General features: G+C 37.1%; 18 protein-coding genes and 4 pseudogenes. 11 read left to right on the top strand and 11 right to left on the bottom strand.

The features are described from left to right. The 4 genes and pseudogenes from LS64_RS10580 to LS64_RS10560 form a co-directional block, all read right to left on the bottom strand. The coding region (locus LS64_RS10580; RefSeq protein WP_238699486.1) for a glycosyltransferase family 2 protein at nt 1–719 on the bottom strand (719 nt) is incomplete at its 3' end. Then, nucleotides 706–1,317: a glycosyltransferase family A protein gene (locus tag LS64_RS10575; protein WP_118988433.1), complete on the bottom strand. Its 612-nt coding sequence runs from the start codon at nt 1,315–1,317 to the stop codon at nt 706–708. The genes LS64_RS10575 and LS64_RS10580, both read right to left, overlap by 14 nt. Before the next feature lie 1,473 nt (nt 1,318–2,790). Next, a pseudogene (locus LS64_RS14035) lies at nt 2,791–3,108 on the bottom strand (glycosyltransferase family 2 protein); the annotation flags it as partial. After that, a complete protein-coding gene (locus LS64_RS10560) occupies nt 3,095–3,721 on the bottom strand; it encodes a glycosyltransferase family A protein (RefSeq protein WP_034572867.1) in 627 nt (208 codons plus the stop codon). The gene LS64_RS10560 and the pseudogene LS64_RS14035, both read right to left, overlap by 14 nt. A 120-nt stretch (nt 3,722–3,841) precedes the next feature. Here LS64_RS10560 and LS64_RS10555 point away from each other — a divergent pair, with 120 nt between their 5' ends. Next, the gene (locus LS64_RS10555; RefSeq protein WP_034572869.1) at nt 3,842–4,645 is read left to right on the top strand and encodes a 3'-5' exonuclease; all 804 of its coding nucleotides are present in this window, start codon (nt 3,842–3,844) and stop codon (nt 4,643–4,645) included. 13 nt (nt 4,646–4,658) lie between these two features. Here the strand turns inward: LS64_RS10555 and LS64_RS13855 are convergent. Together LS64_RS13855 and pyrG are read right to left on the bottom strand one after the other, a co-directional pair. After that, nucleotides 4,659–4,793: pseudogene (locus tag LS64_RS13855) on the bottom strand (glutamine amidotransferase-related protein); the annotation flags it as partial. Nucleotides 4,794–4,943: 150 nt separating this feature from the next. After that, a pseudogene (pyrG, locus tag LS64_RS10550) lies at nt 4,944–6,446 on the bottom strand (glutamine hydrolyzing CTP synthase); the annotation flags it as partial. A gap of 127 nt (nt 6,447–6,573) precedes the next feature. On the opposite strand from pyrG, the gene LS64_RS10545 reads away from it, so the two are divergent. Further along, nucleotides 6,574–7,743 carry a DMT family transporter gene (locus LS64_RS10545; protein WP_052062587.1) on the top strand — a complete coding sequence of 390 codons (1,170 nt, stop codon included), beginning with the start codon at nt 6,574–6,576 and terminating at the stop codon, nt 7,741–7,743. A 196-nt stretch (nt 7,744–7,939) separates the two neighbouring features. Here LS64_RS10545 and LS64_RS10540 read toward each other — a convergent pair whose 3' ends face one another. The 4 genes from LS64_RS10540 to rplM are packed head-to-tail and all read right to left on the bottom strand — an operon-like array spanning nt 7,940 to nt 10,201. Further along, nucleotides 7,940–8,890: a type IV pilus twitching motility protein PilT gene (locus tag LS64_RS10540; RefSeq protein ID WP_034572873.1), complete on the bottom strand. Its 951-nt coding sequence runs from the start codon at nt 8,888–8,890 to the stop codon at nt 7,940–7,942. A gap of 18 nt (nt 8,891–8,908) precedes the next feature. Next, nucleotides 8,909–9,412 (bottom strand): hypothetical protein, encoded by a 504-nt coding sequence (locus LS64_RS10535; protein WP_138127339.1) that lies wholly within the window; start codon nt 9,410–9,412, stop codon nt 8,909–8,911. Beyond that, on the bottom strand, nt 9,366–9,758 hold the full coding sequence (gene rpsI / locus LS64_RS10530) for a 30S ribosomal protein S9 (RefSeq protein ID WP_034572877.1): 393 nt from the start codon (nt 9,756–9,758) through the stop codon (nt 9,366–9,368). The genes LS64_RS10535 and rpsI overlap by 47 nt, the downstream gene beginning before the upstream one ends. Before the next feature lie 11 nt (nt 9,759–9,769). Beyond that, the gene (rplM, locus tag LS64_RS10525; RefSeq protein WP_034572879.1) at nt 9,770–10,201 is read right to left on the bottom strand and encodes a 50S ribosomal protein L13; all 432 of its coding nucleotides are present in this window, start codon (nt 10,199–10,201) and stop codon (nt 9,770–9,772) included. A gap of 274 nt (nt 10,202–10,475) precedes the next feature. Here rplM and tolB point away from each other — a divergent pair, with 274 nt between their 5' ends. From tolB to LS64_RS13410, 9 genes and pseudogenes are all read left to right on the top strand, one after another. After that, entirely contained in the window at nt 10,476–11,747 is a 1,272-nt protein-coding gene (gene tolB, locus LS64_RS10520; protein WP_034572881.1) for a Tol-Pal system protein TolB, read from the top strand. A gap of 88 nt (nt 11,748–11,835) precedes the next feature. Beyond that, nucleotides 11,836–12,480 carry an OmpA family protein gene (locus LS64_RS10515; protein ID WP_034572883.1) on the top strand — a complete coding sequence of 215 codons (645 nt, stop codon included), beginning with the start codon at nt 11,836–11,838 and terminating at the stop codon, nt 12,478–12,480. 170 nt (nt 12,481–12,650) lie between these two features. Continuing rightward, nucleotides 12,651–13,574: an OmpA family protein gene (locus tag LS64_RS12855; protein WP_052062588.1), complete on the top strand. Its 924-nt coding sequence runs from the start codon at nt 12,651–12,653 to the stop codon at nt 13,572–13,574. Between the two features lie 19 nt (nt 13,575–13,593). Then, entirely contained in the window at nt 13,594–14,661 is a 1,068-nt protein-coding gene (locus LS64_RS10505; protein ID WP_237416278.1) for a tetratricopeptide repeat protein, read from the top strand. 9 nt (nt 14,662–14,670) lie between these two features. Further along, on the top strand, nt 14,671–15,249 hold the full coding sequence (locus LS64_RS10500) for an FKBP-type peptidyl-prolyl cis-trans isomerase (protein WP_034572885.1): 579 nt from the start codon (nt 14,671–14,673) through the stop codon (nt 15,247–15,249). Nucleotides 15,250–15,460: 211 nt separating this feature from the next. After that, nucleotides 15,461–16,201, top strand: coding sequence for an efflux RND transporter periplasmic adaptor subunit (locus LS64_RS10495; RefSeq protein WP_034572887.1), 741 nt, complete (start codon nt 15,461–15,463; stop codon nt 16,199–16,201). A 5-nt stretch (nt 16,202–16,206) separates the two neighbouring features. Continuing rightward, entirely contained in the window at nt 16,207–16,716 is a 510-nt protein-coding gene (locus LS64_RS10490; protein WP_034572889.1) for a D-glycero-alpha-D-manno-heptose-1,7-bisphosphate 7-phosphatase, read from the top strand. 75 nt (nt 16,717–16,791) lie between these two features. Further along, a pseudogene (locus tag LS64_RS10485) lies at nt 16,792–16,914 on the top strand (glycosyltransferase family 4 protein); the annotation flags it as partial. Between the two features lie 123 nt (nt 16,915–17,037). After that, the gene (locus LS64_RS13410) at nt 17,038–18,357 is read left to right on the top strand and encodes a glycosyltransferase (RefSeq protein WP_034574731.1); all 1,320 of its coding nucleotides are present in this window, start codon (nt 17,038–17,040) and stop codon (nt 18,355–18,357) included. 9 nt (nt 18,358–18,366) lie between these two features. Here the strand turns inward: LS64_RS13410 and LS64_RS10475 are convergent, their stop codons facing one another. Next, the gene (locus tag LS64_RS10475; protein WP_118949361.1) at nt 18,367–22,860 is read right to left on the bottom strand and encodes a midas domain-containing protein; all 4,494 of its coding nucleotides are present in this window, start codon (nt 22,858–22,860) and stop codon (nt 18,367–18,369) included. Nucleotides 22,861–22,877 lie beyond the last annotated feature (17 nt).

Below are 22,877 nucleotides of genomic sequence, written 5' to 3'. Positions count from 1 at the left end.
GTTTTAGATTCTATATCTTTAGAATCTTGGGTTGAGTTCCCCCCTCCCTTGCGGAGGGGGGTTAGGGGGGTGGGTAATTGTGTGTTATTTTTTATAGAATCTTTATTCACATAAATTGCTTTTATATCATAAGGATTTTCGTTTATTACTTTGTAAATTAGCAAATTAGATTCTATATTTATGGTGTGGTGGGTGGGCGTTAGGGTAGAATCTTCACCATTAGATTCTACATTCTCTTTAAAATCTTGGTAAGGATAGCCCCCCTCCCTTGCGGAGGGGGGCTGGGGGGTGGGTAGTATGGTGGTGGGTAGTATGGTGGTGGGTAATACCGCAGTGGGTTCATTGACGTTTTTAGAATCTAGATTCTGTATTTCCTTAGAATCTTGCATCTTAGATTCTAACATTTCATTCACTCTTTTAGTTTCTTTAGAATCTAGTTCTAACTTATAACTTTGTGATAGAAAATCTAATGCTACATTGCGAGAGCTTGAAAGTCCTAGATTTGGCTTATCTATCAGCGTGAAATTACTATATTTTGCTACATATTCTTTAGCGATATTTAAAGAGTTAGAATCTGTGCTACCATCATTTACTAAAATCGCTTCTATATTTTTATAACTTTGAGAAATGATAGAATCTAGGCACTCTCTTAGATACTGCTCGACATTAAAAATCGGTACAATTACAGCCACTTTGATATTTTCACTAGCAAGATTCATAACTTGCTCCATAAATGAAATATCGCTGTAACTTTCGCATATATATATATATATATGTTTTAGAATCTAGAACTTTGTAGCAGTATAAATTATTAGTTTCTAAGTTTGTAGATTCTATAAAGTTATGATTTTTAGAATCTTTAGAATCTAGATTCTGTAAATTTATAGGATATTCTTTATTATTTTGGTCTTTTGGATTATCGTGGTTATTGACCCACCCCCCGTCACCCACCCTAACGCAAGGGAGGGGGGAATCGACTTTAGAATCTATTTTATTTTCTAAGCTAGATTGCCACGAATTACTTTGTAGTTCTTGCATTGAAGCAATTTTATAAACTCCAGAGTAAAACTCAATGCCCACATTTCGCCCTGTTGCTTGTCCGCCATTTTCTTTATCAATAACGATAAATCTAGAATCTAAAGCAGCGTATTCCAAAGCAATATCTAAACACGCCAAATCTCCATCGCTAACAAGCAAAACGTTTAAATTCCCATAACTTTGAGTCAAAATAGAATCTAAACACTCACGCAAAAATGCCGACACACCAAACATCGGCACCACCACGCCCACTTTAAAATCACTAGAATCTACACTCATATCCTATCCCTTCTTTCTTTTCCTAAACTTTCTCTCAATATCTTTCACATTGCGATATAGCACGATTAAAGGTGAAAAGATTCTATACATCGCTAGATTATTCAAAGCTAGTTTTTTAAAGCGTTTGACTTTCACGCCCTTTGCCTTTGCATCATTTATATATGGCTTTATCACACTCATTCGCGGCAGTAGCCCTAAAGGGTCCTCAGGGAAACTAGCCAAATGCAATATCATCTCGCAAAACTTAGGATAAAACGCCTCCCTTAAAAGCGAAATATCCTTTTGACGCTCCGCTTTAAAATCCTCCGCATTAAAATCTAGCATATTAGAATCTTGCAAAATCATAGAATCTTGTAACACCTTAGAATCTCCTAAAGCATAATCTTTTAAACTAGATTCTAAATCCTCCATCATCACTAGCCAACTACGCGCTTTATGATACTCCTTTGTATTGCGTTCATTCCCGCTAAAATGCACCAAAAGCGGCTCTAGATATGGCGGGATATTCGCCTTAGCACTATAATCTGTAATGCTATTTGGGCGAATGCGATACATATATAGCTTTTTATTTAGCACATAAATATAGCGCGATTTAAAAAATAAAAGCGTTTCAAATAGCACATCCTCATTCATTATCCTATCAATAAATCGTAGCCTAAGATGTTGCAAATATTTAAAATCAATCATTGCCATCCACCCAAATGCGAAAAACTCAGGATTTTTCTCTACACTTAAAGTAAGCCACTGCCTTTTTGTGATTAAACTATCACCTTTAAAGCCATAGATTTCTTGCCAGCTTTTCCATTTATTTTTGGGCTTATCTATGCCATCATAGAAGTATTCCCAGTCAAACCAGATTATTTCGGCGCGTTTTGGGTGGTTGTTTTGATTAGATTCTAAACTTATAGGGTGGTGGGTGGGCGTTAGGGTAAAATTTTGAGCGTTAGATTCTATATTTTGTATTTCTACTTCACTTTGTAGTGCAGCTTTTATACAAGATTCTATACAATCACTTTTCCAATAATCATCACTATCTAAAAAGATAATATAATCTATTTTTGGTATTTGCAATGTTTTAGATTCTATATCTTTAGAATCTTGGGTTGAGTTCCCCCCTCCCTTGCGGAGGGGGGTTAGGGGGGTGGGTAATTGTGTGTTATTTTTTATAGAATCTTTATTCACATAAATTGCTTTTATATCATAAGGATTTTCGTTTATTACTTTGTAAATTAGCAAATTAGATTCTAAACTTATAGGGTGGTGGGTAGGAGTTAGGGTAGAATCTTCACCATTAGATTCTATATTTTCTTTAAAATCTTGGTAAGGATAGCCCCCCTCCCTTGCGGAGGGGGGTTGGGGGGTGGGTAATATGGGGGTGGGTAGTATGGTGGTGGGTAATACCGCAGTGGGTATATTGACGTTTTTAGAATCTAGATTCTGTATTTCCTTAGAATCTTGCATCTTAGATTCTATATTTTCTTTAACCCTTTGTGTTTCTTTAGAATCTAATTCTAGTTTATAACTTTGTGATAGAAAATCAAGTGCTACATTGCGAGAGCTTGAAAGTCCTAAGTTTGGCTTATCTATCAGTGTGAAATTTGCGTTCTTTGCTACATATTCCTTTGCGATATTTAGCGAGTTAGAATCTGTGCTACCATCATTTACCAAAATCGCTTCTATATTCTTATAACTTTGGTTAATTATAGAATCTAGGCACTCACGCAAATACTGCTCGACATTGAAAATCGGCACAATCACCGCTACTTTGATATTTTCACTAGCAAGCTTCATAACTTGCTCCATTTGCGAAATATCGAATGAAATATCGCTGTAAGAGTCGCATATATATATATATATATATATATGTTTTAGAATCTAGAACTTTATAGCAGTATAAATTATTAGATTCTATATTTGTAGATTCTATAAGGTTATGATTTTTAGAAGTTTTTATAGAATCTTGCAAGTTAGATTCTATGTTTTTTTGTTTAGCAGGGCTTTTTACCCACCCCAAGTCGCCCACCCTAACGCAAGGGAGGGGGGAATCGCCTTTAGATTCTATGTTACTTTCCAAACTAGATTGCCACGATTTTGCTAACGCAAAATCTCGCAATGACACAATTTTATAAACTCCGCTAAAAAACTCAATCCCCACATTTCGCCCTGTAGCTTGTCCGCCATTTTCTTTATCAATGACAATAAATCTAGAATCTAAAGCAGCGTATTCCAACGCAATATTCAAACAATCCAAATCTCCATCACTAATAAGCAAAACGTTTAAATTCTTGTAACTTTGATTCAATATAGAATCTAAACACTCCCTAAGGAAAGCAGCCACACCAAACATCGGCACAACCACGCCAACCTTCAAATCACGATTATGAATCTTAGAATCTAAACCCATTTTTACCTTTCATTTATGCCAAAAAATTATATGTGAAAATTAATATTTAAAATAAACAAGGAGATAAAAATTCATAAAAATTGCTTACAATACAATAATTTCTAAGAAAAAGGATTTTGTTTGATTCTAGTTTTTGACATTGAGAGTGTGCCTGATGTGGCGTTGTTACGCGAGGTTTATCATTATGAGGGTAGTGATTTAGAGGTGTGCGAGCAGGCATTTAAGGCGCAAAATGAGCTAAGTGGGAGCGATTTTTTGCCCCTTAGCTTTCATAAAATCGTTAGTATCGCGAGCGTGGCAGCAGATGAATTTGGGAATTTTATAAAAGTAGGGCATTTTGCAAAGGACATCGCGTGGGAGAGCCGCGAAGAAATTTTATTAAAAGAATTTAGCGAGTTTATAAATAAAAAAAACCCACGCCTAATTAGCTTTAATGGACGCGGTTATGATATGCCCCTAATCGCACTGCGTGCGTTAAAATACAACCTAAACTTGTCCGCATACTACGAGGTGGATAACCCAAAGGCGAATAAAAATAAGTGGGAAAATTACCGCGTGCGCCATAGTGAGCGCTTTCACTTGGACTTGTATGATACGCTTGGTGTGTGGGGCGCGGCGCGGAGTTTTAGCCTTGATGCGGTGTGCAAGATGTGCGGTATTATGGGCAAGTTCGAGGTCGATGGCGGGCAAGTGCATGAGCTAATTTACAAGGATAATGACTTAGCAAAGGTCGATTTTTACTGCCAAAGCGATGTGCTAAATACTTATTGGCTCTTTTTAAAATTTGAGCTGACGCGCGGCAATTTGACTATGCAGGACTATCTAAATAATCTAGATTCTATGAAAGATAAACTCCCTGCTAACGCCCCTTACAAAGATGCTTTTATAGAATCTATTGAAAGGGAAATTGAGAAATATAGTTAGGATTTTATGGGTCTTAGTATGTATTACTTGCTACTTTTACAAATTCTAAAATTATGGGATTTGGGTTTTGCAAACGCGAAGTAAATTCTGGGTGGAATTGCACGCCGACAAAGAATGGATGTGTTTTTTTCGAATTTTTAACGCCCTTAGAATCTCGCCTAGATTCTATAGAATCTTTATAAATCACATTAGATTCTATAAAATCCTTAGAATCTAAGCTAGATTTTGTAAATTCTTTAGAATCCACTTTAAAATCTAACTTAGAATCTAGCAACTTAGATTCAATAATCGGGGTTGAAAGCTCGACTGCTTCAATAAGTTTATCACACTCACCACTTACAATTAGCCCATGTGATTCAAATAACGCTCTATACTTTGGATTTGCTTCATAGCGATGGCGATGACGCTCTTTTATCACCTTTGCCCCGTTATATGCACGCGACAAGATAGAATCTGGCTTAACATAGCACTCATACTCCCCTAGCCGCATAGTCCCGCCAAGTGGCGAATTATGCGTCCTAACCTGCTTTTTACCCTCGCTATCGATAAAATCTTGTATCATATAAATGATAGGATTTTCGCAATTTTTATCAAATTCGCTAGAATTAGCCCTGGGCAGTTTCAATACATTTTTGGCAAATTCTAATAACGCTAGTTGCATTCCTAAGCATATTCCTAAAAAAGGGATTCCATTTTCCCTAGCATATTTTATAGCCTCTAGTTTGCCCTTTACACCGCGTTCGCCAAAGCCGCCCGGCACTAAGATTCCATCCAAATTTTTTAGCTTTTCAATATCCAAATTTGTAGAATCTATAAAGTCGATTTCTACTTTCGTATCAAGGTTTGCACCCGCGTGTGTAAGGGCTTCAAGCAGCGATTTATAGCTCTCTTTTAAGCTCAAATACTTACCCACAAAGCCGATTTTAACCTTCTTACTAGGGCTTAGAATCTTTTTAACTAATAAGTCCCACTCGCTCATATTTGGAGCTAACTCTTTCAAGCCTAGACTACGCGAAATGGGCGTTAAAATCCCCTCATTTACAAAAATTAGCGGACATTTATAAATGCTTCTTGCATCAGCCGCGCTAATCACGCTATCATACTCCACATCGCAACTTAGTGCAATCTTTTGCTTCGTATCTTTTTCCAAAGGCATTTCACTTCTAGCAATGATAATCTGCGGGGAAATCCCTATGCGGCGGAGCTCTTGCACGCTATGCTGTGTGGGCTTTGTCTTTAGCTCATCAGCGGCTTTCACATACGGCACAAGCGTTACGTGGATACTTAGCACATTTTGCACGCCATTTTCTTGCTTTAGCTGTCGCATCGCCTCTAAATACGGCATACCCTCAATATCGCCCACCGTGCCGCCTAGCTCGACAATGAGAAAATCATAGCCCTCCCCAGCCTTTGTAATGCGGCTTTTGATTTCATCAGTGATATGCGGGACGATTTGAATTGTCTTACCCAAATACTCGCCCTTTCGCTCCTTTTCGATGACTGATAGATAAATCTGCCCGGTGGTAAAATTATTATTTTTGCTGAAATTCGTATTTAAAAACCGCTCATAATGCCCTATATCAAGGTCTGTTTCCGCCCCATCTGCCGTGACAAAGACCTCGCCATGCTCTAAGGGGCTCATCGTGCCGGGGTCTACATTTATATAAGGGTCAATTTTTAGGATAGAAACTTTATATCCTGCATGTTTCATCAAAGTGCCTATGGAACTGCTTGAAATGCCCTTGCCAAGCGAACTTAGCACCCCCCCTGTAACAAAAATATACTTCGTAACTTTACTCATATTTTCTCTTGCGTTTAGATTCTATATTTTTAAAGCTGAAATTATAAAATAAAATTATAGAAATTATAGAATCTAAAATAGAATTTTAGGTAGAATATTGCAATTTTGAAAGTAGGTTCTATGGTTTATGAAAGTGAAAAAAGATTCTAAATTGCCATTTGTAATTTTGGCTATTTTGGCGGAAAGCTGCATAATTTATGCTAGTGTGCTAGTAAAAATGATTGATATTTCGCCTATAAATATCGCACTTTATCGCGTGGCAATCGCTACTCCTTTTTTCTTTTTGGCGACTTTTATTTTTATGAGAAAAGATTGTAAAAAACACTCTGTCATATTGAGCGAAAGCGAAATATCTATGCAAGATTCTAAAAATATAGAATCTAACTTGCAAGATTTTAAAATAGATTCTAAAGATTCTAAGGAAAATATGGAATCTAACTCGCAAAACATAGAATCTAAAAGCCTTTCGCCCACCCACCGCCCTATTTATAGTGTAGATTCTAAAAATCTAAACGCCGCTTACCGCCCTATTAAAGAAAATATAGAATCTGCCCAACAAGATTCTATAAATCCACAAAAAAGTTCTAAAATTCCTAACAAAACCACCCTAAAAGTTCCCTTGAAAGACTTTATTTTAATGCTTTTTGCGGGGGTATTTTTCGCTTTTGATTTAATATTTTTCAATCTCGCACTAAAAAACACAAGCGTGGCAAATGTCAATCTAATCTCGTGTATGTCCTGCTTCATTTTAATTCCTTTGGGCGTTTTATTTTTCGGCGAAAAAATCAAAAAAAGCTTTTTTGTGGGCGTGTTTATCGCAATTTTTGGCTTAGTCGTGCTAATCAAAGGCAAGGATGAAAGCGGCGTAAGTAGCGTATATGGCGACCTTTTGGCATGTCTTAGCGCCCTTGGATACGCATTATTTTTAGCGTTCATTTACGCATTAAGGCGGCGTTTTGGCACATTAGAAATTATGGCTTATAGCACGCTAGGCGCGACAGTTGTGCTATTTATCGTAGCGTGCTGCGTAGAGGGGCTGCAAGTGCCAAGCGACTTTCGCACACTAGCCCTGCTAGTCTTAATCGCATTTTTTGGACAGCTAGTCGGGCAGGGCTTTTTCAACTTTATTTTGGGCAAACTAGATTCACAAACTTCATTTTTATTGCTGCTAGTCGCGCCCGTAATCGCCGCAATCATGGGCTTTTTGATACTAGGAGAAAGACTTAGCACACTTGAAATCTGCGGCATTTTAATAATAATCTTAGGCGTCTATTTCGCGAAAAAAGATTCTGTATAGAATCTAGATTCTATATTTGGAACGATTTGTGCTAAGAGTGTTGTAGAATCTTATTAACACAATAGATTCTAATGTCTTGTTTAAAATCTATTAAAGATTTGTCCCACCCACTAGATTCTGCATAGAATCTGCATTTATAATTTCTCCTTAAATTTACCTTAGATTCTAAAGAATCTAAATGTTTCAAAATACAATTTTATTTTTTCAAAAAATGTTGCATGCCAAATTCGCGACCCATTGAGATTTGTGAATCTAGCTGGTTTATTTTGTTTTCTTTGATTAGGATTCTAACGGCGGGATTTGCGATTAGAATCTCAAAGTCGGCTTTAAGGCTTATAGGCGTGTTAGAAACGCCAGAATCTGCGTATAATTTCTGCGTAATGATGCCCTGCAAACAATCCGCCAAATTCGCATGCGCATTCGCATCATCGCTACACATCCCTAAAATGCGCGAAACCGCGTGAGCGCACGAAAACGCATGAAAACTAGCAAGCACCAAATGTCCGCTTAGAGCGTGATTTATCGCCATTTTTAGCACTTTTGAATCTAAAATCTCGCCGATTAAAATCACATCTGGGTCCTGCCTTAAACTCGCCTTTAACGCACTCTCAAAATCGCTAGAATCTCGCCTTATTTCTCGCTGCGTGATAAGGCTATTCTTGCTTTTATGCTCGTATTCAATGGGGTCTTCGATTGTCAAAATGTGCTTATTTGCGCTCTCATTTATGTGGTTTATCATCGCTGCAAGGCTCGTGCTTTTGCCAACGCCTGTAGCGCCACACACAAGGATTAGTCCGCTATCATTCAAACTCAAAGATTCTAGCACTTTTGGCGTATTCAAACTTGCAAGGGTTGGAATCTTGCTTTTTAGGATTCTAATAGCATAGCAATTTTTGTAGTTAGAAAAATAGTAACTTATTCTTATTTTAGTTTCATTTATCATAGTTGTAAAACTTTTTTCATTCTGGCTTTTGTGGTCATTAGATTCTGTATTTATAGAATCTAGCTCGGTTTTTATGGAATCTATATCGCTTTGCGGATTAAATTGCATTATTTTCTTATTCACACGAAAAAAAATCGCGTCATTTATGTGAATATCACTCACATTATTTTGCGTGGCAATCTCTATTAGCTCGTTTAGATTCAATGTTGCTCCTTTAGAATCTTAGGGCGTTTTATCAGCGTAATTATTAATAATAAAACGCGCGGAGTGGTGCAGCGGGTGGGTGCTAAGGAGCGTATTTGCATAAATCATAATATCTAAAATTAGTGTTTTTTTGGCGTTTTTCCCTTGTGTGTTTGCACTTTGAATCTCGCTAATAGCGTAAGTCCCACTAAAATGGCTATCAAAATTTATAGAATCTTTTTGGCAAACTTTTAGCGAAAATCTTTTAAGACAAGCAAGAGCGATATTTTTCAAACTTTTAGCATAAAGCAAACTTTGCTTTTGAAAAAGAAGTGCTATTGAAATATCTTTTTTTAACGCCAAATTACGCAGTGTATGCAACGCCACAAGGCTAATGCTAAGGCTTAGCAAAAGTGCGTAAATGCTGATAAATGACTTTGAATATTTCATATTTTGTAACTTTTTATAGAATCTAAAATGGATTGCAACATAGATTCTAGCGTTTTGAGAATTGTGGGCTGCGGCGGGCTTTGCGTTTTCCATATTTTTTACGTTCTACCACACGTGCGTCACGAGTAAGCAAACCTGCCACTTTCAAATCCTTTCTAAAAGCCTCTCTATCAAATAAATTCAACGCCTTAGCAATGCCGCTACGCAAAGCGTCTGCTTGAGCTGAATAGCCCCCGCCAAGTGTAACTGCGGTAATATCCACACTTTTATCCTGCTTTGTAATCACAAGCGGCTGCATAACCTTCATTTTGATACTATCATGCCCGCCAAGCCACTCATCAAGTCCTATGCCATTAATTAGAATCTTGCCACTGCCGGGCTTTAACCACACTTTTGCCACTGCTGTTTTTCGTTTTCCTGTTGCGTAAATCTTACTCATTTTTTTCCTTTTTATTTATCTTTTTTTGTGAATTGCGCTGTGTGCGGATGTTCCGCTCCGCTATACACTTTTAGCTTTTTAAGCATTGCACGCCCTAGTTTAGTCTTTGGTAGCATTCCACGCACGGCTAGTTTGTAGAGTTTTTCAGGCTGTTTTTCAAGCATTTCGCCCAAATTTTTGCTCTTCGTGCTACCAAAATAGCCTGAATGCGTGTGATATTTTTTATCGCTCAACTTATTTTGCCCTGTGAATTTCACGCCCTTAGCGTTAATCACCACGACAAAATCGCCACAATCCATATTTGGCGTAAAAGTGGGCTTGTGCTTACCACGCAAAATAGTAGCAATTTCAGCCACAAGTCGCCCAAAAACCTTGTCTTTAGCATCAAGCAACACCCATTCTTGCTTTATTTGCGTGTGCTTTGGAGTTTTTGTAAGTTCCATAATTTTGACCTTTATTAAATTGTATTGTTTTATATTAAAAGCCGAAATTATATAGAATCTAACCTTAAAGGAAGCTGAATTTAAGCTAGATTTAATAAAAGATTCTAAAAAATCATAAAACAAGATTCTATAAAAAAGCAAGATTCTAAAAATTACACAAAAAATTCCACACCAACCAAGATTCTATAAACAACCAAAAAAAGAATCTAAAAAAATAGAATCTAAACATTTCCTTGCTATCATTTTACGTTTAGAATCTTAAAAAGGATAAAAAATGTCAAATATTTTTAAAATCTTATTTGCCCTTATACTCGCCCTAAGTCTCTCTTATGCCGATGATGACAAAACCATAATGATTACCAAAGAAACGCAAAATATCCCAAATATCCAAGTGATTGCCGCTGATGGCAATGAAAATACGATGAAAATTTATAAAATGCTAGTGCAGGATTTGCGTATTATAGGGCATTTTAATGTATATTATGATGATACGTTAAAGGGCGATATGCTTTCAAATAATCTCGCCTTGCAAGAATATAAGGCAAAAAATATTAATTTTATCGCACAAGTCTCTTTTAAAAAGCAAGGAAAGGGCGCAAGTGGCGTTTTGACCTTGCTTGATTTTGCCACTGATAAGCGTATAAATATAGAATCTAGCCAAGATGAGATTGAGAAATATCCATTTATTTCACATGCTTTTGCAAATTATTTGAATGAATATATTAAAGCCCCTGATATTTCATGGATAAATCGTTATGTGATTTTTAGCTCGTTTGTGGGGAGCGCGCGAAATGATATTGTGCTAGCGGATTACACTTACTCATATCAAAAAACCATTATTAGCAATGGGCTAAATATCTTTCCAAAATGGGCAGATTCTAAGCAGACGTCCTTTTATTATACGCGGATAACGGATGTTGCCACGATTTATAAGTATAATCTTTACACGGGTGAGAGTGAGAAAATAACGCAGTCGCAGGGAATGGCAGTGGTTAGCGATGTTTCGCGTGATGATTCTAAATTGCTTATGTCGCTATCGCCAAATAATTTAAGTGATGTGTATTTATATGATGTTCGCTCTAAGAATTTGACACAGCTTACGAATTATTCAGGCATTGATGTAAATGCGCATTTTACAAATAATGATAAAAGCTTTGTCTTTGTAAGTGATAGGCTGGGGTATCCTAATGTTTTTATGCAGGATTTACGCCCGGGGGCTAGTGTAAATCAGGTTGTGTTTCAAGGGCGAAATAATAGCTCACTTTCAACTTTTGGGCAGTATATCGTGTATTCTAGTCGTGAAACTGATGAAGAAACCGGTAGCAATGTGTTTAATTTATATCTAGTTAGCTCGCAAAGTGACTATGCAAGGCGACTAAGTCGCAAGGGCGTAAATAAGATTCCACAATTTAGTGGTGATGGAGATTCTATAATGTATTTGCGGCAAGAGCGGGGCGAAAATGCGATAGGGATTATTCGTTTATCGATTAATAAAAGTTTTTTATTTCCGCTAAAAAGTGTGAAAATTCAAGCATTTGATTGGTAAAATGCGATTTTGTTTATTTTTTTGTTAATTTTTGGGTAAAATTGCAAGATTATTTGAAAGTGGAATTTCATTGTTAAGGAGATGTGTTATGAAATTTGTAGGTTTTGGTGCGTTATTGTTATCACTTTTTTTTGTGATAGGCTGTGGTAGTAAGAATGTGGATAGCTCGGGTAGCACGAGTAAAAGCACTACTGAAAAAGACCAAGCGCCAGAAGAAACGACAATCAAAGATGGCAACTTTGAAGTGAATGGCGGACTTGATGTAAATGGAAATGCCCCTGATGGCGGCTCGGCAGATTCTGGTGAAGGCGATGATTCTAATGCAAATGCGTCAAATGAAGGTGAAGAAAATAGCGATGAAATGGCTACCACGCCAACTGATGATGATGGTGTAGCTTTAGATTCACTTGCTACGATTTATTTTAACTTTGATAAATACGACATCCGCGATGATATGAAAGACTATGTGAAAGGGAATGCGAAGCTTATCAAAGATAAGGATATAAAATCTATCGTGTTGCAAGGGAATACCGATGAGTTTGGTAGCGATGAATACAATATGGCGTTAGGACAAAAACGCGCTTTGGCTGTGCGGGACGCTTTAGTCTTGCAAGGGTTGCCAAAAAATATGTTTAAAACAATATCTTATGGCACGCATAAGCCTGTGTGTAAAGACAAAACGCCTGAGTGTTATGCCAAAAACCGCAGGACTGATATTGTAGAATCTAAGTAGATTCTATATAAAAAGTAGGGCGTTGGGTGGGCGATAGGTTTTAAAATATAGAATCTAGATTCTATCCACACTATAAAGTGTTAGTAAAATAAAATATAGAATCTAGATTCTATAAAATATTTTATCCTACCCTTTGTCGCCCTTTATGAAAATGAAATTTAAGGAAAAATATGCGTTTAATATGCGTTATGATTTTATTTCTTTTATGCAGTTTTTGCAAGGCAGATTCTATAGAATCTAGTAATGCAAATTTTTTAGATTCTAAAGTGGATTTTATAGAATCTAGTTTAGAATCTAACGCGTTTATAGAATCTAATTTTTCTCAAGATTCTAATATTTTTATAGAATCTAACTCGTTTATAGATTCTAAAGAATTTGTGAAACTCGCCGCATATAATGATTTTAATAGCACGCAAACACCGCATAAAAATTATGGTCCTGAGGGCGCATTTATGCCGCTTGATTATGGAAGCCCGGGCGATTTTGAATTGCTTGATGGGAAAAGAAAAGGTAGCTCAAATAGCAATACTACAGAATCTAGTCGCGGTGGCACTAAGGGCGGTGGCGATAATTTTGTAAATGGCGATTCGCCTTTTAATACGATAGATAATAGCGGGGATTCTAGCTATGGCGATAGTGGCTATGGTGGCGGTAGCGGAGGCGGAAGTAGCGGACAAGGCGGAAGCGGCTATGGCGGAAGCGGCGGCTCAAGTGGCGGTGGGTCAAACGCTGGAAAAGGCAAGGGCAAACTTGTGCTAGATTCACTAAGCCCTATTTACTTTGACTTTGATAGATACAACATAAGAGCTGATATGCAGGAATATATCCGCGCAAATGCGGATTTTATCAAAGAGCATAATATAGAATCTGTCGTCTTGCAAGGCAACACCGATGAGGTAGGAAGCGATGAGTATAATATGGCGTTAGGGCATAAACGCGCCTTGTCCGTGCGTGACGCGCTTGTGATTTATGGTTTGCCAAAGTCAATGTTTAGCACAATTTCCTATGGCACGCATAATCCCACTTGCCTAGAGCATACAAAAGAGTGCCACGCCAAAAACCGCCGCACTGAAATCGTGGAAAAAAGCAACTAAGATTCTAAAGGGCTGACAAATGAGAATGGTAAAAAATATAGAATCTAAAATCACTCGTCATTGCGAGAAAATTCGCAAGAATTTTCGTGGCAATCTATCTTTTATTATGGATTGCTTCGTTTGCACTCGCAATGACATAGAATCTAGATTCTATAAAATCCTAATCCTTTTTTTAATACTGAATCTAGCTGCCCTAAACGCCGAACCTTCCGCCTTTGAGCTGCAAAGTGGCGCTACCAAAAAAGATATGCGTGACTTAAAAGAAATCGCCGATTTCACGCGAAGTATCATCAGTGATTTTCAAAATAAAATTGCAAATTTAGAGCAATCAGTCGATGGCATTAAAACCGTTTATGAGGGGATGAGCGCGACAAGTAGGCAAGATTCTATCACGCTTAAAAATCAAGTTGAAAAAATTGAAAATTTACAACAAATAGTCGATAGCTACCAAGCAAGTCAAAAAACACAAGTTGAAACAATTCGCAATTTAAAAGCCCAAGTTGAAGCAAATACCAAAAATATCGAAATGCTAAATCAAAAAATTGACAAATTATCAAACACATTTTTACAAGCAAATGAAGAGATTTTAAAGCAGATTCAAGTGCTAAGTGAGCAGGCGTTGCTTTTGCAAAATAGCATTCAAGGCATTCAAAATCAGCCCATTATAGAATCTATCCAAGAAGATTCTAAGGCACAGCAAGTAAGTAGCGGAAAAAAATACAATTTTAGTAGCGATAATAACGCGAATTTGAAAGAGGCAAAAAATCTTTTACGACAAAAAAAGCTAGATGACGCAAAGGCGTATTTTGAATACTTAATCGACCAAAAGTTCGCCGTGGCTGAATCTAGCTACTATGTCGGCGAGATTTACTACGTGCGAAAAGAGTATAATGAGGCACTGCCCTACTACAAGAGTAGTGCGAGCCTTGATAGCAAGGCAAGTTATATGCCCATTTTGCTTTGGCACACGGCGTGGTCGTTTAAGTATTTAGGCGATGAGGAAAATTACAAGAAGTTTTTGAAAACGCTTGTCGCCCTTTTCCCCACAAGTGAGCAGGGCAAAAAGGCGGCTGACATTTTAAAATAAGGAGACAAAATGATTGAGAATAATAAGGTTGTAAGCATTAATTACGAGGTTAAAGACGCGCAAAGTGGCGAGGTGATTGATAGGAGCGAGGGTTCGCCGCTGGAGTTTATCACGGGCTGTTCGCAGGTTATCGAGGGCTTGGAGCAAGAGGTGCTAAAGGCGAATGTTGGAGATTCTATCACATTTAGTGTAAGCCCAGAGCTAGGCTATGGTGTGAGAAATCCTGAGCTTTTGCAAGAAGTCCCAAGGGAGCAATTTAGCAATTTAACTGACGAGCTACAAAAGGGAATGACGCTTTTTGGTGAGAGTGAAAATGGCGTGGTGCAAGTGATTGTCGCGGATTTAAATGATAATAGCGTGATAATTGATTATAATCATCCTTTGGCTGGGAAAACGCTAGATTTTAAAGTCGATGTGCTAAGTGCGCGTGATGCGACACCAGATGAGCTAATTATCGGGCTAGGCGGGGGCTGTGGTAGTGGCTGTGGTTGCGGTAGCGGTCATTCTCACGGCGGACACGAACACGGCGGTGGCGGCTGCTGTGGCGGCGGTCACGGCTCTATGGGCGGCTGCGGCTGCGGACATTAATTATTGCAAGATTAATACTACAAATCTATATTTATGTCGTTAGTTAGTATGACATAAATTTGCACAAATAATACGTAAGTGATAATCCATGTTCACCTAAAAGTAACAAAAAATCAAATATTCAAACCTAAATACATAAAAATCTTAGAATCTACATTTTTAGATTCTATAATTACGTTTATGAAATTTAATAGAATCAATGGAGGTTAAAATGCGGTTTTTGGTAATTTTTATCATAACATTTTTTGGCATATTAAAAGCCGAGCAAGTGTATGGAATCTTTAATGTGGCAGCGGTTCGCGATGCGAATTTGATGATGGATACAAGCGGCATCGTGGCAAATATTTTCGTGGATGTCGGCTCGGTGGTGAAAAAAGATGACGCGCTTTTGAGCCTGCAAAATGAGGATAGAATCCAAAATGTGAATATGACGCGAGCCCAGCTAGAGGGCGCAAAGGCGCAGTATAATTTCGCCAAAAATCAATACGAGCGATACAAACGAAGCGGAAATGCGATTGATAAAAACTCGCTAGAGCAGAACTTTTCGCAGTTTAAAAACCTTGAGTCCACTTATAGCAACCTGCAATATAACCTAAAATATCAAAGCGAAATGCTGCGGCGAACGACTTTGAGTGCGCCTTTTGATGGCACTATTGCGAGTAAAAATATCGAGCTAGGCGATGGCGTGGGCGCGAACCAGACGAAACTTTTTCGCCTTATTAGCAATGAAAAAAAGCTAATCATTCAATTTGACTCAAAATATCTGCCGGTGGTGAAAGTCGGCGATACTTACAAGTATAAGATTGATGGCAAGGGCAAGGAATACGAGGCAAAAATCTATAAGATTTATCCAGCAGTCGATGTGAATACTAGGAAGGTTAGTGCTGAGGCAATTGCCCCTGATTCTTTCCAGCCAGGACTCTTTGGCGATGGGTATATCAACGCTAGGTAGATTCTATGCAAAAGGCGATATTTTTTGATAGAGATGGCGTGATAAATAAGGATTTTGGCTATGTGCATAAGGTGCAAGATTTTATTTTTTTTGAGGATTTTTTTGCGTGCGCGGCAGCTTTTAAGACTAAAAATTACAAGCTAATCGTGGTGACAAATCAATCTGGGATTGAGCGCGGATACTACGATGTAGAGGACTTTTTAAAGCTTAGCAAATTTATGCAAGATTCTATCTTTAAAAAGCTTAAATTTCGCCTTGATAGAATCTATTTTTGCCCTTTTTTAAATGATGAAAAAAAAAGAAAACCAGCGCCCGGTATGATATTTCAAGCACAAAGTGATTTTAATTTAAATCTTAGCGAATGCCTTTTAGTAGGCGATAATATTAGCGATATAAAGGCAGGGCAAAATGCCGGTGTGGGTGAACTTTTCTTAATTAATCGAGATTTTAAGAATATAGATTCTAATAATCTTAATGCTAAGGTCATTAATAATTTGAATGAAATTATAAAATAAAATAATGTGTTAAAAAATAAAAACGCAAAATTTACATTTTTTGAGTAGAATTTTGGCTTTTGAAAAAGGGTAAAAATGATAATAGCTATAGTGGTGGATAGTTATAATGACAGGAGTAATGGGACGTCTATGTCTGCGTTTCGCTTTGCAAGGGAGCTAGTGAAAAGGGGGCATGAAGTGCGTGTGGTGGCGACTTTTCCGCGAAAGTATGGAGATATTTCTAAAGATTCTAATTTAGTGAATCTAGATTCTAATAAGATATTAGAAGATTCTAAATTTTCACAGAATCTAGATTCTAAAGATTCTATAATTTCTAATAATATGGATAAAAAGTTAGAAAATATACAACTAGATTCTAAAGAAAATATACTTTCGCATTCGCTTAATATTACCGATAAAGTTATAGAATCTAGTATAAAAAATACTAAAAAGTTAGAAAATATAGAATCTAAGAGCGATTTTATCATCGGTGAATGTGGGGAAAAAATCTACTATGTAAAAGAGCGTTATATACCGCTTGTAAGCGAGGTGAGCCGTAGGCAGCACATGATTTTTGGCTATCCGGACAAAAAGATTCTAAAATCTGCGTTGAGTGGTTGCGATATTGCGCATTTTTACCTGCCTTTTGCCCTTGAAATCGCTGGTGTGAAACTTTGTCGTGAGATGAAGATTCCCTATATTGCGGCGTTTCACCTGCAGCCAGAGCATATTAGCTATAATATGGGAATGAATTTTGCGTGGTTTAATCGCTATCTTTTTTCGCGTTTTAATCGCGCGATTTATCGCTATTGTCACCACATTCACTGCCCTAGTCTTCTTATGAAAGAGGAGATTGAGAGGGCAAAGTATGGGGGGAAAAAATATGTTATCAGCAATGGATTCAATTCTTCGTCTCGTGCGCAATCTTCGCGGGAGCTTGATTCTCGCTTCGTCGATGAACCTTTTAGTTCTATCTCCTTGCTCAAATCTACGCAACCCGCGAATCTTACACACGATACTCGAATTGACACTCCAAAACAAAATTTCATAAATCCTAATAATTTATCTAAAAACTTAGAAAATAAAGAGTTTTTTAATATCATTTCAGTTGGGCGATTTAGCAAGGAAAAACGTCACAAGATTCTAATAAAAGCCATTTCTAAAAGCAAATACGCAAGTCGTATAAAGCTGCATTTGCACGGAAGTGGTCCTTTAGAATCTAGTCTAAAAACAATGTGCGAAAGAAATTTGCAAAATAAGGCTGATTTTGGCTTCCTTGACAATAACATTTTGCTAGAAAAGTTAGGAAAAATGCAACTTTATGTGCATCCAGCGGAGGTTGAGAGCGAGGCTATTTCATGCCTTGAGGCGGTGGCTTGTGGGGTCACTCCCTTGATTGCAAACTCAAAAGTTAGTGCCACACGGCAATTTGCCCTTGATAATCGCAGTCTTTTTAAGGTGAATGATGTGCAGGATTTGGCAGATAAAATCGACTTTTGGATAGAAAATCCCACGCTTTTGGAGCAAATGCGTCCGCTTTACGCTAAGAGTGCGACCAAATACGACTTGCAAAAAAGCATAGATTCTATCCTGCAAGTCTATGACGAGGCAATTAGCGACTTTAAGCAAAACCCGCAACTTTTCACCACTCCAGCAAGTTAGATATGAATTTTATTTTTTGCCAAAGTGGATGTTAAGGCTTATATCGGCGTTGTTTAGGATTTTATCTAGTTTGTCGCTTGGCGTGTCTTTGATAAAATTAATGAAACTTTTTGCGTCCATAGATTTTAGATTTTCTAACTCTTTATTTTGATTTATTTCAATATTTGAAGGTTCTGGCGATGGCGAGTCAAAATTAAAATCAAGGGAATCTTGCGTATTTCCTATATCAAAAATTGAATCATTTGCAATTGATTTTTTCATACTAGATTCTAAATTTTTTGCCGCTCTTTCATCCAAATCATCAAAGTTAAAGTCTAAATCATTCTTTTGTGGGGCATCTTGTGGCAAGTCAAAGTCGCTAGATTCTAAATCAAAGGTTGAATCATTTAGGAAATTAAAGCTAGAATCTGTCGTTGCTTCTTTAGATTCTAATGCTGAATCTAAATTAAAATCTAAATCATTTTCTAAATTTAATTCTTTATCATCTTGCAAGGCTAGGGTAGAATCATTTAGGAAATCTAATAAGTTATCATTTGAATCTTTTAAATCTTTGCTATTAGATTCTAAGTTTTGCTCGGTAGAATCTAGGCTAAAGTCTAAGTCGTTTTCAAGGTTTAACTCTTTGTCATTTTGTGTAGATTCTATAGAATCTTCTTTATTAGATTCTGTAATTTCTTGCGTTTTATTAGAATCTATAGAATCTTTAGAATCTTGCGTGGTTTCGCTTTGCGGCTCAATATGACTTTGCGGCTCATTTAAATCTTTTGTAGAATCTTGCAAACTAGATTCTAAATCTTGCATTTTTTCGTTTGAATCTGGCGTGGATTCTAAATCAAAAATCGCATTTAAATCATCGCCTAAATCTGCCATAGATTCCATATTTTCCTTTTGCTCTAGGCTGTCTTCCATATTTTCTAGCTCGGTGTGAATATCATCTAGCGGCTCGTTTTTAGAATCTTGCGGGGTTTTAGATTCTGTAATTTCTTGCGTTTCTTTAGAATCTTGCGTAGATGTTTCGCCTTGTGGCTCAACATGACTTGCTTCTTTAGAATCTTCTTTTTTTGCGTCATTTAGGGCTTTTTCATCGTTTTCACTAAGGGCTTTTTCTAGCTTTGCAAAGCTATCATTTCCCTCGCCTAAAGCGGTGGCGACTTGCGATTCATTTAAATCGCCTATATCCTCGATATTGCTTGGGAAAATATGTTTCACATCTTTTAAAGCCGCTAGTTCAGGGCTTAGCGGCGGTTTAGATTCTATGTTTTCTTTAGAATCTTCGTTATTAGATTCTAAATTTTGGCTTGATTCTATAGAATCTTTTGGCTCTTTAGATTCTATATTTTCTTGCGTTTCTTTAGAATCTTGCGTGGTTTCAGGCTCTGGTAATTGCGCTTCGGTGGGCATTTCATTTACTTCTTTTAGCAAGTCACTAACCGAGTTCAATTCATCTTTATCTAAGATATTTGCTGGTGTTTCTTTTTGCGTTACATCATCATCGATTAGCAATTCCTGCGTTGAATCACTTGCAAAATCAAGGCTAGTATCCTTTTTAGATTCTATAACTTGCGGCTCTTGCGTATCCTTAAAAAAGTCCGCAGTAGAATCACTAAAGGCAGAAAGGGTAGAATCTTCTTTAATTTCATTTGTGGAATCTAGTCCTAACGATTGCAAATCATCGCTAGATTCTATATTTTGCGTTGTAGAATCACTGCTAAAATCGCTACTAGAATCTTGTATGGAATCGGCTGTGGAATCTAAAAACGCAAGATTAGAATCATCGCCAAATGCGTTATCTAACGCCGAAGTTAAGTCGTCAAAGGCATCGTCTAAATGTTTAGTTTTGGAATCTTTATTTGTAGAATCTTGCGGAGATTCTAAGTTAGAATCATTTAGAAAATCTAAGCTAGTATTAAATGTAGAATCTTCTTTAATTTGTGAAACGTTAGAATCTAGCCCTAAAGATTCTAAATCCATATTAGATTCTATATCGTTTGAATCTGAATCTAGGGCGTTTTCTAAAGGCTCGTTTTCTAAACTTAAATCAAGGCTAGAATCATTTAAGAAATCTAAGCTAGAATCTGTCGCATTAGATTCTATATTTTCTATATTAAATGTTGAATCTTCTTTAATATCATTTGTAGAATCATTAGAATCTAGTCCTAAAGATTCTAAATCCATATTAGATTCTAATGTTGAATCTGAATCAAGAGCGTTTGCAAGTGGTTCATTTTCTAAACTTAAATCCGCTTTTGAATCATTTAAAAAGTCTAAATTAGATTCTATATTTGTGGTTGAATCATTTAGGAAATCTAAACTTGAATCAGTTTCATTAGATTCTATTTGTGAAAGTGTAGAATCTTGGGCGTTAGATTCTATATTTTCTTTTGATTCTATAGAATCTTGCGTGGTTTCGCTAATAGCCGAGTCGGTAGCAGGAGAATTAGCCGAGTCGCTTTGTGCGATAAAGTCGTGGAAATCCATATTATGCGTTTCATTATTTTCATCCAAATTGCCAAAGGCGTTTTCTAACGCAGCTGAAAGGTCGGCAAATGCGTCATCTAAGCTTTCATTTGTAATGCGACTTTGCGGCGTGGAATCTTCACTTGGAATCTCAATATTTTCTAAAAAGCCGCTTTTAGATTCTATAGAATCTTGCGTGGTTTCGCTAATAGCCGAGTCGGTAGCAGGAGAATTAGCCGAGTCGCTTTGGGCTAAAAAGTCGTGAAAATCCATATTATGCGTTTCATTATTTTCATCCAAATTGCCAAAGGCGTTCTCCAAAGCAGCGGACAAGTCGGCAAATGCGTCATCTAAGCTTTCATTTGTAATTCGCTCTTGCGGGATATTTTTAGAATCTTGCGAAATTTTAGAATCTAGATTTTCTAAATCATTTGCTAAGTCTAAATCACTTGCAATATCCGCATTTAAACTGCTTTCATCTGGGGCAATTTCTGCGTTTTCTTTAGAATCTGTCTTTGTTTCTAAAAAGTCGGTTGCTACATCTTTGCTTAAATCGCCACTTAAATCAGCGTTTAAATCGCTTAAATCAAGGTTGTCTAAATCATTTTTAGAATCTAGCCCTAAATCGCTTAAATCCATAGAATCTAAATCAATGCCATCTGTGGCTTTTGTAGGGCTTTTTGACGTGGTAGCATCGCCCTTAGATTCAGTAGAATCTTTAGCTATCGTTTTTTTTTGCTCTTTAGAATCTTCTTTAGAATCTTTTGCAACGTCTTTAGAATCTTTAGAATCTGTTTCGCTTGAAATGCCATCAATGCCACTTAAATCTAAATTATCAAAATCACCTAGTGAATCTAGCTCATCTAGCGGACTTTTAGATTCTGTAGAATCTTTCTTACTTTCTCCTACATCAGCTTTAGAATCTTTTGTCGTCTCAGTATCAATAGCGTTAGAATCAGCCTTTGCCTTTTCCTCCTCCTCTTTTGCTTTTAAAAAATCTTTTGGCTTTGGACGAAGCTTTGCTAGTTCATCATCTTCGTCATCTAAGAATAAATCATCATCATTGTGATTTTGCGCCGCTTCCTTTGCCTCCTTTTCTAGCTCCTCTTTTTTTAGCCCGGTACTTGCGCTCTTTAGCGCACTTGCATCAATCATAGAATCTAAGTCAAAATTTGATAAATCTAGCGGATTATCGCTTTTAGATTCTGTATTTTTCGCGGAATCGCCCTTTAAGTCGCTTAAATCTTTATCAAATGCACCTTTTGACGTTTCTTTACTAGAATCTTTAGAATCTTCGCTTGATACGCCATCAATGCCGCTAAAATCTAAGTTATCAAAATCGCCTATATCATCCAAACCACCGCCAGAATCTTTAGTAGAATCTTTTGCAGCAGCCTTAGATTCAGTATCTTTTGTAGTTAGCACCATATTGCCAGAATCTTCATGCGACTTATCTTCTACCGAGCCGCTTGACGCCTTTTCTAACGCTCCTAAGTCAAGGCTATCCGGGTCAAAGTCAAAATCATCTAAGTCTTTTGTCTCTTTTGCCTCGCTCTCTAAGGCTTCTTTATTAATGTGTATATCAGGTTTCGCGTCCTTGCCTAAAATATCAGGCATATTGACCTCAGCGGATTTTAAATCCATATCGATTTCTTTTGTTTTGTCCGCAGATTCTATATTTTTGCCCTCTTTTTCCGCACGTTTTGCTAACTCTTCTTCGCTTGGAATGCACTGATTTAGAATCTCCAAAATGTCCGTTGGTAAGAATGGCTTTTGTATTGCGATGTTAAATTCATGGTGTTTTACCTGCGTTTTGCGACCAAAAAGTAGGCATACTTTGATTTTGTCTTGTAAAGTTGTTAGTTTTTCTAGGTTTTTGCCTACATTTTCGTCATCTACGATGATACATGCGTAGTCTTTTGGCTTAAAGTCAGCGGGGATTCTAGCGACATTTTCTACGTCCAAATTTAGCTTGCCACTAGCGATTGTGACTAGCTTTTTGATGACTGGATTTTGATTTAGTAGTAGGACTTTTAGTTTTTGCATTTCTCGCTCGTTTGTGT

The sequence above is a fragment of the Helicobacter saguini genome, assembly GCF_000762875.2.
GTDB classification, from domain to species: domain Bacteria; phylum Campylobacterota; class Campylobacteria; order Campylobacterales; family Helicobacteraceae; genus Helicobacter_A; species Helicobacter_A saguini.
Note: the sequence above shows the minus strand (reverse complement) of the source record. Positions and strands in the feature narration are given on the sequence as shown.

What these genes read in the sequence shown, in the direction of transcription:
- LS64_RS10535 (WP_138127339.1), bottom strand. Translation starts at nt 9,412, where the DNA reads ATGGAAAACGCAAAGCCCGCCGCAGCCCACAATTCTCAAAACGCTAGA.
- LS64_RS13410 (WP_034574731.1), top strand. Translation starts at nt 17,038, where the DNA reads ATGGATAAAAAGTTAGAAAATATACAACTAGATTCTAAAGAAAATATA.
- LS64_RS10575 (WP_118988433.1), bottom strand. Translation starts at nt 1,317, where the DNA reads ATGAGTGTAGATTCTAGTGATTTTAAAGTGGGCGTGGTGGTGCCGATG.
- LS64_RS10560 (WP_034572867.1), bottom strand. Translation starts at nt 3,721, where the DNA reads ATGGGTTTAGATTCTAAGATTCATAATCGTGATTTGAAGGTTGGCGTG.
- LS64_RS12855 (WP_052062588.1), top strand. Translation starts at nt 12,651, where the DNA reads ATGCGTTTAATATGCGTTATGATTTTATTTCTTTTATGCAGTTTTTGC.
- LS64_RS10500 (WP_034572885.1), top strand. Translation starts at nt 14,671, where the DNA reads ATGATTGAGAATAATAAGGTTGTAAGCATTAATTACGAGGTTAAAGAC.
- LS64_RS10515 (WP_034572883.1), top strand. Translation starts at nt 11,836, where the DNA reads ATGAAATTTGTAGGTTTTGGTGCGTTATTGTTATCACTTTTTTTTGTG.
- LS64_RS10490 (WP_034572889.1), top strand. Translation starts at nt 16,207, where the DNA reads ATGCAAAAGGCGATATTTTTTGATAGAGATGGCGTGATAAATAAGGAT.
- LS64_RS10495 (WP_034572887.1), top strand. Translation starts at nt 15,461, where the DNA reads ATGCGGTTTTTGGTAATTTTTATCATAACATTTTTTGGCATATTAAAA.
- LS64_RS10475 (WP_118949361.1), bottom strand. Translation starts at nt 22,860, where the DNA reads ATGCAAAAACTAAAAGTCCTACTACTAAATCAAAATCCAGTCATCAAA.
- LS64_RS10545 (WP_052062587.1), top strand. Translation starts at nt 6,574, where the DNA reads ATGAAAGTGAAAAAAGATTCTAAATTGCCATTTGTAATTTTGGCTATT.
- rplM (WP_034572879.1), bottom strand. Translation starts at nt 10,201, where the DNA reads ATGGAACTTACAAAAACTCCAAAGCACACGCAAATAAAGCAAGAATGG.
- rpsI (WP_034572877.1), bottom strand. Translation starts at nt 9,758, where the DNA reads ATGAGTAAGATTTACGCAACAGGAAAACGAAAAACAGCAGTGGCAAAA.
- LS64_RS10505 (WP_237416278.1), top strand. Translation starts at nt 13,594, where the DNA reads ATGAGAATGGTAAAAAATATAGAATCTAAAATCACTCGTCATTGCGAG.
- tolB (WP_034572881.1), top strand. Translation starts at nt 10,476, where the DNA reads ATGTCAAATATTTTTAAAATCTTATTTGCCCTTATACTCGCCCTAAGT.